Annotated in this window: 15 protein-coding genes; 4 read left to right on the top strand and 11 right to left on the bottom strand. The window is 77.3% G+C overall.

The features are described 5' to 3' along the window. Positions 1 to 80: 80 nt before the first annotated feature. The 3 genes from ACI790_RS08590 to ACI790_RS08580 form a co-directional block, all read right to left on the bottom strand. Positions 81 to 740, bottom strand: a complete 660-nt coding sequence (locus ACI790_RS08590) for a phosphoribosyltransferase (protein WP_456569376.1) — start codon at positions 738 to 740, stop codon at positions 81 to 83. Between the two features lie 255 nt (positions 741 to 995). Then, positions 996 to 2,510: a DUF222 domain-containing protein gene (locus ACI790_RS08585; RefSeq protein ID WP_456569375.1), complete on the bottom strand. Its 1,515-nt coding sequence runs from the start codon at positions 2,508 to 2,510 to the stop codon at positions 996 to 998. Between the two features lie 66 nt (positions 2,511 to 2,576). Beyond that, complete coding sequence (locus tag ACI790_RS08580) at positions 2,577 to 3,296, bottom strand: demethylmenaquinone methyltransferase (protein ID WP_456569374.1); 720 nt, start codon at positions 3,294 to 3,296, stop codon at positions 2,577 to 2,579. A gap of 35 nt (positions 3,297 to 3,331) precedes the next feature. Between ACI790_RS08580 and ACI790_RS08575 the strand changes: the two genes are divergently transcribed. After that, on the top strand, positions 3,332 to 4,576 hold the full coding sequence (locus tag ACI790_RS08575; RefSeq protein ID WP_456569373.1) for an isochorismate synthase: 1,245 nt from the start codon (positions 3,332 to 3,334) through the stop codon (positions 4,574 to 4,576). A gap of 2 nt (positions 4,577 to 4,578) precedes the next feature. On the opposite strand, the gene menD is transcribed toward ACI790_RS08575, so the two are convergent. After that, positions 4,579 to 6,267 (bottom strand): 2-succinyl-5-enolpyruvyl-6-hydroxy-3-cyclohexene-1-carboxylic-acid synthase, encoded by a 1,689-nt coding sequence (menD, locus tag ACI790_RS08570; RefSeq protein ID WP_456569372.1) that lies wholly within the window; start codon positions 6,265 to 6,267, stop codon positions 4,579 to 4,581. Beyond that, positions 6,264 to 7,229, bottom strand: a complete 966-nt coding sequence (locus ACI790_RS08565; RefSeq protein ID WP_456569371.1) for an o-succinylbenzoate synthase — start codon at positions 7,227 to 7,229, stop codon at positions 6,264 to 6,266. The genes menD and ACI790_RS08565 overlap by 4 nt, the downstream gene beginning before the upstream one ends. A gap of 41 nt (positions 7,230 to 7,270) precedes the next feature. On the opposite strand from ACI790_RS08565, the gene menE reads away from it, so the two are divergent. Together menE and ACI790_RS08555 are read left to right on the top strand one after the other, a co-directional pair. Beyond that, positions 7,271 to 8,422, top strand: coding sequence for an o-succinylbenzoate--CoA ligase (gene menE / locus ACI790_RS08560; protein WP_456569370.1), 1,152 nt, complete (start codon positions 7,271 to 7,273; stop codon positions 8,420 to 8,422). Between the two features lie 2 nt (positions 8,423 to 8,424). Then, the gene (locus tag ACI790_RS08555) at positions 8,425 to 9,294 is read left to right on the top strand and encodes a 1,4-dihydroxy-2-naphthoate polyprenyltransferase (protein ID WP_456569369.1); all 870 of its coding nucleotides are present in this window, start codon (positions 8,425 to 8,427) and stop codon (positions 9,292 to 9,294) included. A 4-nt stretch (positions 9,295 to 9,298) separates the two neighbouring features. Here ACI790_RS08555 and ACI790_RS08550 read toward each other — a convergent pair whose 3' ends face one another. After that, a complete protein-coding gene (locus ACI790_RS08550; RefSeq protein WP_456569368.1) occupies positions 9,299 to 9,622 on the bottom strand; it encodes a DUF4229 domain-containing protein in 324 nt (107 codons plus the stop codon). Continuing rightward, positions 9,615 to 10,043, bottom strand: coding sequence for an Lrp/AsnC family transcriptional regulator (locus tag ACI790_RS08545; protein WP_456569367.1), 429 nt, complete (start codon positions 10,041 to 10,043; stop codon positions 9,615 to 9,617). Before ACI790_RS08545 ends, ACI790_RS08550 begins: the two co-directional genes overlap by 8 nt. Before the next feature lie 106 nt (positions 10,044 to 10,149). On the opposite strand from ACI790_RS08545, the gene ACI790_RS08540 reads away from it, so the two are divergent. Then, entirely contained in the window at positions 10,150 to 10,362 is a 213-nt protein-coding gene (locus ACI790_RS08540) for a hypothetical protein (RefSeq protein WP_456569366.1), read from the top strand. A 25-nt stretch (positions 10,363 to 10,387) separates the two neighbouring features. On the opposite strand, the gene ACI790_RS08535 is transcribed toward ACI790_RS08540, so the two are convergent. From ACI790_RS08535 to ACI790_RS08520, 4 genes are all read right to left on the bottom strand, one after another. After that, a complete protein-coding gene (locus tag ACI790_RS08535) occupies positions 10,388 to 10,678 on the bottom strand; it encodes a hypothetical protein (protein WP_456569365.1) in 291 nt (96 codons plus the stop codon). A 122-nt stretch (positions 10,679 to 10,800) separates the two neighbouring features. After that, a complete protein-coding gene (gene ccsB, locus ACI790_RS08530; protein ID WP_456569364.1) occupies positions 10,801 to 11,754 on the bottom strand; it encodes a c-type cytochrome biogenesis protein CcsB in 954 nt (317 codons plus the stop codon). Next, positions 11,747 to 13,363: a cytochrome c biogenesis protein ResB gene (gene resB / locus ACI790_RS08525; protein ID WP_456569363.1), complete on the bottom strand. Its 1,617-nt coding sequence runs from the start codon at positions 13,361 to 13,363 to the stop codon at positions 11,747 to 11,749. Before resB ends, ccsB begins: the two co-directional genes overlap by 8 nt. Next, complete coding sequence (locus ACI790_RS08520; protein ID WP_456569362.1) at positions 13,360 to 14,223, bottom strand: cytochrome c biogenesis CcdA family protein; 864 nt, start codon at positions 14,221 to 14,223, stop codon at positions 13,360 to 13,362. The genes resB and ACI790_RS08520 overlap by 4 nt, the downstream gene beginning before the upstream one ends. Position 14,224 lies beyond the last annotated feature (1 nt).

Genomic DNA, 14,224 nt, shown 5'->3' with positions numbered 1-14,224 from the left:
TCCGGTCCGTCGCCCGAGTCCGGTCGTCCTTGTGAAAAGGTTCACAAGGGCGTGGGTCCGAGTCTAGGCCGCGATGTGATCTAGCCGACAGTCCCCCCTCGGTGCAGCGCCGCCAGGACGTCGTCGTCGGGGGTGTCGGAGAAGTCGGCGTAGGCCTGCCCGACCGCGCGGAAGCCGGCGGGCTGCTGCAGGCACACCACCTCGTCGACGGCGCCGGCCAGCCCGGCCACGGCGTCCGGCGAGCCGACCGGGACGGCGACGGTGATCCGCGCGGGGCCGCTCCGCCGCAGCGCCCGGACGGCGACGCGCATGGTGGCCCCGGTGGCGAGGCCGTCGTCGACGAGCAGGACGTGGCGCCCGGCGACCGCGGGTGCGGGCCGGGTGCCGCGGTAGGCCGTGGTCCGCCGGCGGAGTTCGGCGAGCTCCCGGTCGTGGACCTCGGACACGGCGACGGGATCGGGCCCGGCGCGGTCCAGGACGCTGCGGACCCACACCGTCTCGACGGCCTCGCCGACCGCCGCGATGGCGCCCATCGCCAGCTCCGGGTGCCCGGGGACGCCCAGCTTGCGGACGACGAGGACGTCGAGCTCCGCGCCGAGGGCGGCGGCCACCTCGGCGGCGACGAGCACTCCTCCGCGGGGCAGGCCCAGGACCAGGGCGCGCGCGTCCGCCCGCCCGGCGAGGGCGGCGGCGAGGGCCCGGCCGGCGTCCTCGCGGTCGGCGTATCGGGAGCTGGACACGGCCGCCGCTACAGCGGCTCCGGGGCCCGCGCGGGCGGCGGCGCCACGGGGTCGGCCGGGTCGGGCGTCGGGTACGGGGCCGGCGTGGGCGGCGGGATCGGATCGGTCGGTGCCGGTCCCGGGGGCGGTGTCGGGCCGGGTGACGGCGTCGGCCCGGGCGTCGGCGGAACGGGTGGGCTCGTCACGGACCGACGCTAGATGACGAACCCGCCCGCTCCCACCCCTCGCGCGCTCGTTCCGGCAGCCCGGAACGCCTCAGAACGGTGGCGGCTCGACCGGCGGTGGAGGTGGTGCCGGCAGAGCCGGTTGGCGGGCGGGATCCCGCAGGCCCGGCGGCCGGGTCGTGCGGGTGATCCCGCTGGGCGTGGTCACCCGGAGCGTGCCGTCGGCGAGCAACTCGAAGCGCCATCCCCGGGCGAACGTCTTGAGCCGGTGGTGCGTCCGGCACAGGCAGCAGAGGTTCTGGCAGGCGGTCCGCCCACCGCAGTCGTAGGGCAGCACGTGGTCGATGTCGGTGCGGCCCGCCGGCCGGGAGCAGCCCGGATGCCGACAGGTGCGGTCCCGGAGCCGCACGAACCGCTCCTGCGCCGCGGAGGGATCGTGCCCGGCGACCTCCGCGGGTGGCCGCAGCAGCGCGCAGCCGCAGCCCGCCTCCCGACCGTGCGCCGGGCAACCGCGCTCGGCGGCCCGGCGCAGCTCGGCGGCGGGAACGGCGGCCAGCACGGCGCCGTCCTCGTCGGTGAGCGCAACCGCCAGGCTGCCCCCCGGCGGAGCCTGCACCCCCAGCGCGTCGAGCCGGGCGAGCAGTTCCCGCAGGTGCGCCGCGGTGACGGGCGTGCCGTTCACGCTGGGGCCCGGCTCACCACCGTCGACGCCGGCCGGGACCGGTCGATCCGGGCCCACGGGCCCGCCGAGCGCCCGCAGCGGGGCGACCACGGTGACGTTCCCGGTCAGCGCCGGGCGGCTGCCGTCCCACGGCCGCAGCACCAGGGCCGCATGGGCCTCGGCGCGCAGCACGCCGATCGGCCGATCGTCCCCGCCGGTCCTGGCGAGTTGTGCGGCCTGGTCGATCGTCGACCACATCGCCGCGGCCACCGGCGAGGGGAGGTCGCTGGCCAGCACCGACATCCCGTCGCCGGTGGGGCGCGTGCGCACGTCGGCCCGGCGCTCGGCCTCGATCCGGCGCTGCTCGGCGAACTCCTCGTCCGCGGCGATCGCGGCGGCCACCAGCCGCCGGCGCAGCCTTCCCGAGGACAGCTGCGCCGCCTCCGGCAGCACGGCCGCCACCACGGCGGCGACCACCGGGTCGGACGCGGGCCCCAGCACGTCGGCGAAGACCCGGGCGCGGTACCAGTCCAGCCGCCCCTTACCGCACGCCTGCCACACCGCAGGCATCCGCTCGACCAGCACGTAGGCGTCGGAGAGCACGCCCGCCGCGAAGGTCGGCGAGCAGTTCAGCACCATGGCCAGCTCCTGGGGCAGGAACTCGCTCGTCCCCGGAACCGGCGAGCCGGGCCCCCGCCGCCGGGCGCCGGGATGGCCGGGCGGCGGGTCGTCCGTGTCCGGCCGGTCGGCGGCCAGGGCCATGACCAGCTCTGCCTCGTAGGCGCAGTCCATCGCCTTGCGGGCCTGCAGCCGCCGCAGCTGGGCCACCTTCTCCTCGGCCGACAGCAGGTGCACCGGCAGCCGGTCGACCGATGGCGGGCGCTCGACCAGCCACCCGGCCAGCGCGGCCTCCAGGAGGCTCCGGTCCAGCACCGCCGCGGTCACAGTCCGAACATACGTTCGGGGTACGACGGTTCTCCGACCACGGCCCCGCCGGGACGCGGCCGCCGGTCAGACCTTGCGGCCCCGGTGCAGCGCGACGATCCCGCCGGTCAGGTTCTGCCAGGCGACGTCGGCCCAGCCGGCGTCCTGCAGGCGGCCGGCGAGCGCGGCCTGGCCGGGCCAGGCGCGGATCGACTCGGCGAGGTAGACGTAGGCCTCCGGGTTGCTGCTCACCGCCCGGGCGATGCGGGGCAGCGCCTTCATCAGGTACTCGGTGTAGACGGTCCGGAACGGCGACCAGGTGGGGCTGGAGAACTCGCAGACCACCAGCGTGCCGCCCGGCTTCGTCACCCGGGAGAACTCGCGCAGCGCGGCGTCGGGGTCGGCCACGTTGCGCAGGCCGAAGGAGATGACGACGCCGTCGACGCTCTCGTCGGCCAGCGGCAGCGCCATCGCGTCCCCGGCAACCTTGGGCACCGGCCGCGACGCCCCGGCGCGCAGCATCCCCTGGGAGAAGTCGCAGGCGATGGCGTGCACCCCACCGGCGGCGAGCTCGACGGTCGAGACCGCCGTCCCCGCCGCGACGTCCAGCACGGTCTGGCCCGGCCGGGCGCCCAGCGCCTCGCGGGTGGCCCGCCGCCAGCCGGCGTCCAGGCCGCCGGAGAGGACCGTGTTGGTGACGTCGTAGCGCTTCGCGACCCGGTCGAACATGGCCGCGACGTCGGCCGGTCGCTTGTCCAGCCCGGCCCGCAGGCCGGCGGTGTGCGGGGGGTCTCGCCGGTCTGCCACGGCAGCGACGCTACAAGGCCTCCTAATCTGGAGCCGTGACCGCGGCCGCCCTGACCTCCCCGGCAGCGGCGTCCCGCACCGTCACCACGGTCCGGTCCGACGCCGCCGCCGCGCTGCTCGACCTCCTCCCGGCCACCGGCGGCCTCTCGTGGGTCCGCCACGGCGAGGGCCTGGTCGGCTGGGGCGAGGCGGCGCGGCTGGAGGTCTCCGGCCCCCGCGCGCTGGCCGACGCCGCCGAGTGGTGGGACGAGTACACCGCCGGCCTGGACGTCGCGGACGAGCTCGAGGTGCCCGGCACCGGCCCGGTGCTGTTCGCCGGCATCGCCTTCGACCCGGCCGCCGGGACGTCGGTCTTCGTCGTCCCCGAGGTCGTGGTGGGACGACGCGACGGCGTCGGCTGGGTGACCGCCCTCGGCGCCGCCCCGGACCTGCCGGGGAACGCCCCGGCCGACGACGGCCCGGCACCCCGGCTGCGTTACGCCGACGGCGCGCTGGACCCCGCCAGCTGGTGCGCCGCGGTGGCCGCCGCCGTCACCCGCATCGACGCCGGCGAGCTGGAGAAGGTCGTGCTCGCCCGCGACCTGCTGGTCTCCTCCGACGTCCCGCTCGACCCGCGGCGGATGCTGCGCCGGCTGGCCGCGCGCTTCCCCGGCTGCTGGACGTTCGCCGTCGACGGGCTGCTCGGCGCGACGCCGGAGCTGCTGCTGCGCCGCACCGGCCGGCAGCTGTCCTCCCGCGTGCTGGCCGGAACGGCGCCGCGCGGGGCCGGCGCCGAGGACGAGCGGCTGGCCGCCGCCCTGATGGGCTCGGGGAAGGACCGCGCCGAGCACGCGCTCGCCGTCGACTCCCTGGTGCGCGCGCTGGAGCCGTACTGCCGGGAGCTCACGGCACCGGCCGAGCCGGAGCTGCTCACGCTGGCCAACGTCCGGCACCTGGCCACCGACGTCGTCGGCACCCAGCGCGGCTCCGCCGGCCTGCTGGAGCTGGTCGGGGCCGTGCACCCCACGGCGGCGGTCTGCGGCACCCCGACGCCGGACGCCGCCGCGCTGATCGGCGAGCTGGAGGGCATGGACCGCGGCCGGTACGCCGGTCCGGTCGGCTGGATCGACGCGGCCGGCGACGGCGAGTTCGGGCTCGCGCTGCGCTGCGCCGAGCTGGTCGGCGACGACGGCGCGCGGCTGTTCGCCGGGTGCGGCATCGTCGCCGGCTCCGATCCGGCCGCCGAGCTGGCCGAGACCCAGTCGAAGTTCGCCGCCTTCCAGGCCGCGCTCGAGGGCTGAGCTCAGGTCGCCAGCGCGGTCGCCGCCGCGACGCGCAGGTCGGCGGCGAGCGCCGCCTCGGCGCGCTGGTCGGTGCGGACGACGACGACCTGCGGCCCCGCCAGACCCAGGACTGCCGCCAGCTCGGCCGGCGTCGACACCCGCGTCGCCGGCCAGCCCAGCGACTCCGCGACCGCGACCAGGTCCCGGCCGTGCGGGGTGCCGAACACCCGGCGGTAGTCCGCGGCGTAGCGGTCCTGCCCCGGCTCGAGCTGGGCGAAGATCCCGCCGCCGTCGTTGTCCGGCACGACCACGGTGAGATCCGGACGGCGCTCCCCCTCGCCGAGCAGCAGCCCGGTGAGGTCGTGCAGGAACGTCAGGTCGCCCATCAGCGCGAACGCCGGTCCGCCGTGCACCAGCGCCGCGCCCACGGCGGTGGAGAGCGTGCCGTCGATCCCGGCGACGCCGCGGTTGGCCAGCACGGTGACGTCGGCGCGCGGCACCGCCAACCGGTCGACGTCCCGCACGGGGGTGGACGACCCCAGCACGAGCAGCGCGCCCGCGGGCAGGGCGGCGACGACGTCGCGGGCCAGCCGGGCGGCGGTCAGCGCCGGCGCCGCGTCGAGGGCCGCGTCGACAGCGGCGCCGATCCGGTCACCCGCCGCGTGCCAGGCGGCCGCCCAGGCGGCGTCGACCGGGTCCTCGGGGTCGGCGCCGGCGAACAGCCGCGCGACCCGGCTGCTCGACCGGCCGGCGTCGGCCCACCGCGGGGAGGCGCTCACCGTCTCCACCGTCACGGCGGGGTCGGCCAGCAGCGCGCCGACCGGCCGGGAGAGCGTCGGCCGGCCCACCACCAGCACCCGCTCGGGCCGGTGCGCGGCCAGCCAGTCGGGCGCGCCGAGCGCCAGGACGCCGCCGCGCACGCTGCCCGGCCGGCCCCAGAGCCCGCTGCTCGGCTCGGCGACGACCGGCCGGGCGGAGCCCTCCGCGAGCCCCGGAACGGCGTGCAGCGGCCCGTCGCCGGCGATCACCAGCGTGCGCGGCGGCAGCCGGGAGGCCCGCGCCGCCCACCCCGCCGACGGCTCGGCCGCCGTCCACGGCTGCCCGCCGGGGCGGCCGGCCCAGGGCGCGGCGAGCTCGGCCGGGAGCTCGTCGTCGGGCATCAGCGGCTCGCGCAGCGCGAGGTTCAGCTGCACCGGGCCGGGGTCGGCCGACAGCGTGCCGGCGGCCACGGTCAGCGCCTTGGCCACCAGCGACCGCCAGTACCGGTTCTGGGCCTCCTCGCGCCCCGCCTCGGGCACGCCGACGTCGGCCGCCCAGCGCACGGCCGCCCCGTACAGGCCGGCCTGCTCGATCGTCTGGTTGGCGCCGGTGGCCCGCAGCTCCGGTGGGCGGTCGGCGGTCAGCGCCAGCAGCGGCACCCCGCTCGCGTCGGCCTCCAGGACCGCGGCGTGCAGGTGCGCGGTCGCCGTCCCCGACGTGGTCAGCACCGGCACCGGCCGGCCGGCCGCCTTGGCCAGCCCGAGCGCCAGGAAGGCGGCGGTGCGCTCGTCGATCCGCACGTGCAGCCGCAGCCGGCCGTCCCGCTCGGCCGCGGCCAGGGCCAGCGCCACGGGAGCCGACCGGGAGCCGGGCGAGAGGACGGCGTCGGTGACGCCGCCGCGCACCAGCTCGTCGACCAGCACGCGGGCGAAGGCGGTGGCGGGGTTCACGCGGCCCGCACCTCGGCGATCCGGGCCAGCCAGCGGCCCGTGGTCCCCGGGCCCGCGGCCACGGCGGACAGCCGGTCGGGCTCGCGCGGGCCCACCGGCAGCGCGCCGTCGACCGGCAGCAGCGGAGCACCGCTGACGTCGTCGGCGAACAGGGCGACCGTGGCCAGCCCGCAGGCGAACGGCAGCTCCGGCAGGGCTGCGGCCAGCGCGACGCCGGCGGCGATGCCGACCGAGGACTCCAGCGCCGAGGAGACGACGCACGGCAGCCCGTGCGCCTCGGCGACCCGCAGCGCCGCCCGCACGCCGCCGAGGGGCTGCACCTTGAGGACGACGACGTCGCAGGCCTCGCGCAGGTCCACCCGCAGCGGGTCGTCGGCGCGCCGCACCACCTCGTCGGCGGCGATCCGCACCTCTATGCGGCGGCGCAGCGCGGCCAGCTCGTCGAGCGTCGCGCACGGCTGCTCGACGTACTCCAGACCCACCCGGTCGAGCGCGCGGATCCGGGCGACGGCGGTGTCCACGTCCCAGGCCGCGTTGGCGTCCACCCGGATCGCGCCGGAGGGGCCGAGGGCGTCGCGCACCGCCTCCACCCGCGCCAGGTCGTCGGCGGCCGGCTGCCCGGGCTCGGCGACCTTCACCTTCGCCGTCCGGCAGCCGGAGGCCCGGACGATCGCGTGCGCCCGCTCCGGCCCGACCGCCGGGACCGTGACGTTGACCGGCACCGCGTCGCGCACCGGCGCCGGCCACCCCTCGACGGCCGACTCCACGGCCGAGGCCCACCAGCGGCGGCTCTCGGCGGCGTCGTAGTCCCAGAACGGCGAGAACTCGCCCCAGCCGGCCGGGCCGCGCAGCAGCACGCCGTCGCGGACGTCGATGCCGCGGAACCGGGTGCGCATGGGCACCTCGTAGACGGCCAGCTCGGTCATCCCCGCCGGGAGAGCGGCGGCGGGGGCGGCGGTCATGCCGGTCAGCGTAGATCGGCAGCGTCGTAGGCTTGGGCGTCGTGGCGGGAACGGGAGGGGGCGGCGCACGCCGGCGGCTCACCCTGGTGCCCGCGGCCGAGCTCACCGACGACCACCTCCGCGCCGCCCTCGACAGCGCCCGCCCGCTCGCCGTGCTGCCGGCCGGCCCGCCCGCGGTGGTCGACGCGGCCCGCGCGGTGCTGCGTCCCGAGGAGCCCCTGGAACCCGGCGCCGACCTCGTCGTCCTCACCTCCGGCTCGACCGGGGGCGGCCGCGGCGTGCTGCTGCCGGCCGGCGCGGTCCGGGCCTCGGCGGAGGCGACCCACGACCGGCTGGGCGGGCCCGGCAGCTGGCTGCTCACCCTGCCCGCGTCGGCGGTCGCCGGGCTGCAGGTGCTCTGCCGCAGCGCGCTGGCCGGGCGGCCGGCGACCCGGCTGGGGGCCGGCGAGACGCTGGCCGACGCCGTCGCCCGCATGCCGGCCGGCACCCGCCGCTACACGTCGATGGTCCCCACCCAGCTGCGGCGCGCGCTCGACGGCGAGCCCGGCGCCCTGCGCGCCTTCGACGCGATCCTGGTCGGCGGCGCTGCCGCCGATCCCGCACTGCTGGCCCGCGCCCGCGCCGAGGGGGTCGGCGTCGTCACCACCTATGGGATGACCGAGACCGCCGGCGGCTGCGTCTACGACGGCCGGCCGCTGGACGGCGTCGGCGTGCGCGTCGCCGACGGCGGCATCGAGCTCTCCGGGCCGACCCTGGCCCTCGGCTACCGCGGCGATCCGCAGGCGACCGCGGCGGCGTTCGCCGACGGCTGGTTCCGCACCCGCGACGCCGGCACCCTCGACGCCGGCGGACGGCTCACCGTGCACGGCCGGCTCGACGACGTCGTCATCACCGGCGGGGTGAACGTGGCGCCGGCCGCGGTCGAGGCGGCGCTGCGCGAGCACCCCGACGTCGCCGACGCGGTGGTCCTGGGCCGGCCCGATCCGGAGTGGGGCCAGCGCGTCGTCGCCGCCGTCGTCCCCTCCGCCGGCGCCACCCCGGAGCTGGCCGTGCTGCGGCCGTGGGTCAGCGAGCGGTTGGGCGCGCCCGCCGCCCCGCGCGAGCTGCACCTCGTCCCCGCCGTCCCCCTCCTGCACACCGGCAAGCCCGACCGCCGCGCGGTCGCCGCATCGATCCCCCAGGGAGCGCACTGACCATGGCCACCCCCGCCCAGTGGCTGGCCGGCGCCCGCCCGCGCACGCTCCCCGCGGCGCTCGCCCCGGTGCTCGTCGGCACCGGCGCCGCCGTCGCCCTCGACGGCTTCCGGCTCGTCCCGGCGCTGCTCGCGCTGCTGGTCGCCCTCGCCCTGCAGGTGGCGGTCAACTACGCCAACGACTACTCCGACGGCCGGCGCGGCACCGACGCCGACCGGGTCGGCCCCATGCGGCTGGTCGGCTCCGGGGCGGCCGCTCCCCGCCAGGTGCTGGGCGCGGCGCTGCTGTCCTTCGCGGTCGCCGGGGTGACCGGCCTGGCGCTGGCGGCGCTGTCCAGCTGGTGGCTGGTCGCCGTCGGCGCGGTCTGCATGGCCGCCGCGTGGACCTACACCGGTGGCCCGCTGCCCTACGGCTACCGGGCCCTCGGCGAGGTCTTCGTCTTCGTCTTCTTCGGGCCGGTGGCCGTCGTCGGGACGACGTTCGTGCAGACCGGCACCCTGCCCGGTCTGGCGTTCGCGGTGTCGGTGCCGGTCGGCCTGCTCATCGTGGCGATCCTGGTGGTCAACAACCTGCGCGACATCGAGGGCGACGAGCAGGTCGGCAAGCGCACCCTCGCCGTGCTGCTGGGCGACCGCGCCACCCGGATCGCCTTCGCGGCGCTCCTGGTCGTGCCGTTCGTGGTCGTCGCCGCCGTCGGGCTGACCCGGCCGTGGGCGCTGCTCGGCCTGGCCGCCGCTCCCCTGGCGCTGTCGCCGATCCGCACCGTGCTCTCCGGTGCCCGCGGGCCCGCGCTGATCGCGGTGCTGCAGGCGACCGGCCTTCTCACCCTGGTCACCGGCGTGCTGCTCGGCGCGGGCCTCGCCCTCTCCTGAGCGGCTACTGTCCGCCGGTGCCGCTCAGCCGGTCGCGCAGGTCCTCCTTGGCCGCCCGCCGGGCGACGCTGCGGGCGGCGAGCGCCTCGTTCAGCCGCTCCCGCGACGGGCGCAGCAGCAGGTAGGACACCGGCATCGACAGCAGCAGCCCGAAGAGCAGGCCGGGGAAGCTGCCCAGCCCCGCCCACCAGAGGATCAGCACCAGCGCGGCGGCGATCGCGAACCGGCCGACGGTGTAGACCAGCAGCCACGGCAGCACCTTCGGCGGGGTGGCGGCGCCGCCCCCCGGGCCCACCGGGGTACTGCCGGTCGGGTTGTTCTCAGCCATGACGGCCCTCCCACTTGGTCGAGAGAACGACCGTCGTCCTCGTGCGTGCGACCCCTCTGATCCGGTTCAACGCGTCGATGGCCGCTTCGAGTGCCGGGATGTCGGTCACGCGCACCTTGAGCACGTAACCCTCGCTGCCGGCGACCCGCCAGCAGTCCTCGACCGCCGGGATCTCGCGGAGGCCGGCCTCGATCCCGGTGTCGTCGACCGCGTCGCTCTCGATGACGCTCACCAGCGCGGTGACGTGCAGCCCCACCGCCGCAGGATCGACGACGGCGCGGTACCCGGTGATCACGCCGGCGGTCTCCAGCTTGCCCACCCGCTCGTGCACGGCGGGTGAGGACAGGCCGACCTGCCGGGCGAGCTCGGCGTAGCTGGCGCGGCCGTTGGCGCGCAGCAGGTCGATGAGCTGCTGGTCCACGGCGTCGATGGGAGTTCTCCGTCCTGCCCCGGCACGGGGATCGTCCGATTCTCGGCACCGAGTATCGCCGCGGACGTACCCTGGGTTCCGACGAGGGGGTGGGCCCGTGTTGTTCCTGGTGGTTCTCGTGATGGCAGTGGTGGTCGTGGGCCTGGTGGTGCGCGCCGCCGCGAACGCCGACCCGGAGAGGGGCGCCCGTCCGGCGCGGCCGCCGCAGCGGCCGCGCGGCCCGGTGCGCTTCGTCGCCCCGGACGACGACCCGGAGTTCCTGCGCGAGCTCGAGCGCCGGGCACGCCGGGACGACGGCTCCCCGGCCTGATGCTCCCCGCGCGGGCCGCCTGAGCTCAGGCCGCCCGCGCGGTTCCGAACAGCCGGCGCCAGCCGCGGCGCCCGCGCGACTCCGCCGCGCCGCCGGCCGGCTCGGGCTCGGGTGCCGGACCGTCGGCGTCCCCGGGCCAGCCCAGGCCGCCGCCCTCACGGGTGGGGCCGCCCGGCCAGCCGAGACCGCCCTCCTGCGCCGCGCCCTGCGGGCCGCTTCCGCGGTGGGCACCGGCGCCGTCGGCCGCCCGGCCGGCGAGCGCGGCCACGACGAGCGGGTGCGGCGACGCCCCGTCGGCCGCCGCGTGCCTACCCACGCCGCGCCTCCCGGCGGGCCGATGCGCTGCTGGTCAGCTCCATGGGGGCATGGAAGCACGCGGACCCGCAATCGCACGCGATGCGCGCCGCGGTGTTCCCCCGAGGGGGCACCGCGCGGGGGTCACTCGACGCCGGCGTAGCTGTGCAGCCCGCTGGAGACGAGGTTGACGAACGTCAGGTTGAAGATCATGACGAGCAGCCCGACGACGTTCACCCAGGCCGCCGGGCGGCCGCGCCAGCCGGCCGTCGTCCGCGCGTGCAGGTAGGCCGCATAGACCACCCAGGCGACGAAGGACCAGGTCTCCTTCGGGTCCCAGCCCCAGAAGCGGCCCCAGGCCGCCTCGGCCCAGATGGCCCCGGCGATCACCGCGAAGGTCCAGATGGGGAAGCCGAGCACGGCGGTGCGGTGCGCGACGCGGTCCAGCGCCGCGGCCGACGGCAGGCGCGCGACGATCCCGCTGCCCTCGTCGGCCCCCGGCCGGGAGCGCACCAGGTACAGGACGCTGGCGATGCCGCTGACCATGAAGATGCCGAAGCCCAGGATGGCCGCGGTGACGTGGATGGCCAGCCAGGAGGAGCGGAGCGCGGCCACGACCGGCGCCGCCTCCGTGTACAGCCCGAGGCCGATCGCCACGAGCGCCAGCACGACCGGGCCGAGCACGAACACCCCGATGTGCCGCAGGTTCGGCGAGCGCACCGCGAGCACCACGAAGGCCACGACCGCCACCAGGACGACCGCCGTGGCGAACTCGTACATGTTGCCCCAGGGCAGCCGGTCGGTGGCCATCCCGCGGGTGACCAGGATGCCGGCGTGGGTGAGCGCACCCAGCACCGTCAGCGCGATCGCGGCCAGCCCCCACCGGTTGCCCCGCGGGGTCTCGGCCACCGGGGCGTCCGCCGCGGGGGCAGGCTCCAGCGGGGCGGGGCCGCCCCCGGCGCCGACCAGCTCGCGCGAGGCGGTGAGCCGCCGGCCGAACGCCAGCTGCGCGCAGAACGCGAGCAGCGCGACGGAGTAGAGCGCGACGCTCACGGAGAAGAGGCTGTCCGACAGCTCGGCCAGCGACGAGTCAGTCACGCGGGGGGACCTCCGGTTCGGGTGCGGTGCGGGCGGACGGGGCGCTCAGCGCGTCCCGCAGGTCGTCGGACAGGGTCGCGAACCGGGAGCCGCTCTCGCCGCCGCCCCGCGTGAGCGAGGCGAGCGTCAGCACGGTACCGCCGCCGTCCCGGCCGGGCTCGGCCCGGGCGAAGACCCGTTCCCGGGCGAGCAGCAGCATGCCGAGCAGGCCGGCGAGCAGGGCGATCGCGGAGCCCAGCACCCACAGCTGGCCGGGGTCGTGCGAGTACTGCAGGGCGGCGAACTCCTTGGCCCCGCTGAAGGTGATGCGGGTCCCGTCGGGCAGGTCCAGGGACTCGCCCACCGACAGGTTCGCCGCCCCCACCTCGCTGAGCCGGCCCCGCTCGATCTGGCCGGCGTCCAGGGAGTACACCGACTGCGGCAAGCCCGAGTCCAGGCCGAGGTAGCCGGAGTAGGCCACGACGGCGATCTGCGGAGCCAGCGGGCGCGGGTCGACCGAGGTCAGCACACCGCCCTGGACGAGGCCGGTGGGCGCGAAGAAGCCCTCCAGGGCGAGCTGCTCGTCCCGCCCGGGGATGTCGGGCAGCTTGAGCGCGCCCTCGCTGGCCATCGTCTGCTGGTCGCTGGGCAGGAACGGGACGGTCAGGTCGGTGAAGGTGGTCCCGTCGGGAACGGTCACGGTGAAGGTCGGGCTGAAGCCGTGCCCGGTCACGTAGACCCGGTCGCCGTCGATCCGCAGCGGGTCGTTGACACCGATGGTGGTCGGCCGCCCCTCGGCGGAGGGCTCGCCGTAGCGGATGTCGGCGGTGAACGAGGCCGCGGTGAGGTTCTCCTCGTACTCGGCCCGGAACTCGTCGAGGTCGACGCAGAGCGCGTTGAGGTCGCCGCTGTCGACCAGCGGGCCGGCGGAGTACGTGTCGTACTGCTGGAACGCGTTGCAGAACCCCTGGTCCTCGGTGACCAGGATGCTGCCCTCGTAGCCCCACAGCTTCCCGCCCGCCAGGCCGAGCAGCAGCGCGAGCAGCGAGAGGTGGAAGACCAGGTTGCCGGTCTCCTTGAGGTGGCCCTTCTCGGCCGACAGCTCGGGGCCCCGAGCGCCGTCGCGGCGCACCACCCGGTAGCGCCGCACCCGCAGCTCCTCCTCGACGACGTCGAGGGTGGCCGCGCCGCCCAGCGGGCTGCGCAGCTCCCCGGAGTCGGGGAGCCGGAGCAGGTTCCGCGGCACGGGCGGCGGCGGGGTGCGCAGCGCGCGGGCGTGCTCCAGGGCCCGGGGCACCACGCAGCCGATCAGCGAGATGAACAGCAGCAGGTACACCGCGGCGAACCACGGCGAGCTGAAGACGTCGAACAGGTAGAGCCGGTCGAGCACCGGTGCGAGGTCGGGGTGCTCGGCGAAGTACTGGCTGACGTTGTTCTGGGACAGCGACCGCTGCGGCAGCAGCGAGCCGGGCACCGCCGCCAGGGCGAGCAGGAACAGCAGGACGATCGCCGTCCGCATGGCGGTCAGCCGCCGCCACCAGCGCAGCAGCAGGCCGCCGAGGCGGCGGCCCGCGGACGGGCCGGCCGGCGGCACCGGCGTCGCCGGCCGCGGCGGGGCGACGGTGCTCACAGCGAGGTCTCCGCCAGGCCGCTGGCGGCGAGCCAGGAGCGCAGCCAGCCCATCATCTCCGACCAGGCACCGGTGAGCAGGAGCAGCCCGATGAGGACGAGGACGACGCCGCCGATCCGGGTCACCGCCCCGGCGTGCCGGCGCAGGAAGGTGGTGGCCCCCACCGCCCAGCGGGCGCCGAGCGCGACCAGCACGAAGGGCACCCCGAGGCCCAGGCAGTACGCGACACCCAGCATCGCGCCCCGCCCGGCCGAGGCCTCGCTGACCGCCAGCGAGTAGACCGCGCCCAGGGTGGGTCCGAGGCACGGCGTCCAGCCCACCCCGAACACGACGCCGAGCAGCGGGGCGCCGGCCAGCCCGGCCGCGGGGCGGACCGCCAGCTTCTTGGTGCGCTGCAGCAGCGGCAGCCAGCCGAGGAAGGCCAGCCCCACGACCACGGTGATCAGCCCGAAGACGACGTCCAGGGTCCGCGCGTACTGGAGGGCCAGCCGGCCCAGGCCGCCGAACGCCGTCGCGAAGGCGATGAAGACGGCGCTGAACCCCAGCACGAAGAGCACCGCGCCGAGCACCACGCGGCCGCGCGGAGCGCGCTCGTCGGCCGGGGCACGCACCGCGGTGGCGGTGCTGCCCGCGCCCTCTCCGGCGGGCACGGACGCCGGCGCGGACGCCGGCGTGGACGCCGGCGTGGGTGCCGGCACCCGGGAGCCGCTGCCGACGAGGCCGGTGACGTAGGACAGGTAGCCGGGGACCAGCGGCAGCACGCAGGGCGAGGCGAAGCTGATCAGCCCGACCAGCGCGGCCACGGCCGCCGCCACGAGCAGCGGGCCGTCGGTGACGAGGCCCGCGAAGGTCTCCCCCACG

Source organism: Blastococcus sp. SYSU DS0539 (assembly GCF_054050855.1).
Note: the sequence above shows the minus strand (reverse complement) of the source record. Positions and strands in the feature narration are given on the sequence as shown.

What these genes read in the sequence shown, in the direction of transcription:
- ACI790_RS08550 (WP_456569368.1), bottom strand. Translation starts at nt 9,622, where the DNA reads ATGGCTGAGAACAACCCGACCGGCAGTACCCCGGTGGGCCCGGGGGGC.
- ACI790_RS08555 (WP_456569369.1), top strand. Translation starts at nt 8,425, where the DNA reads ATGGCCACCCCCGCCCAGTGGCTGGCCGGCGCCCGCCCGCGCACGCTC.
- ACI790_RS08565 (WP_456569371.1), bottom strand. Translation starts at nt 7,229, where the DNA reads ATGACCGCCGCCCCCGCCGCCGCTCTCCCGGCGGGGATGACCGAGCTG.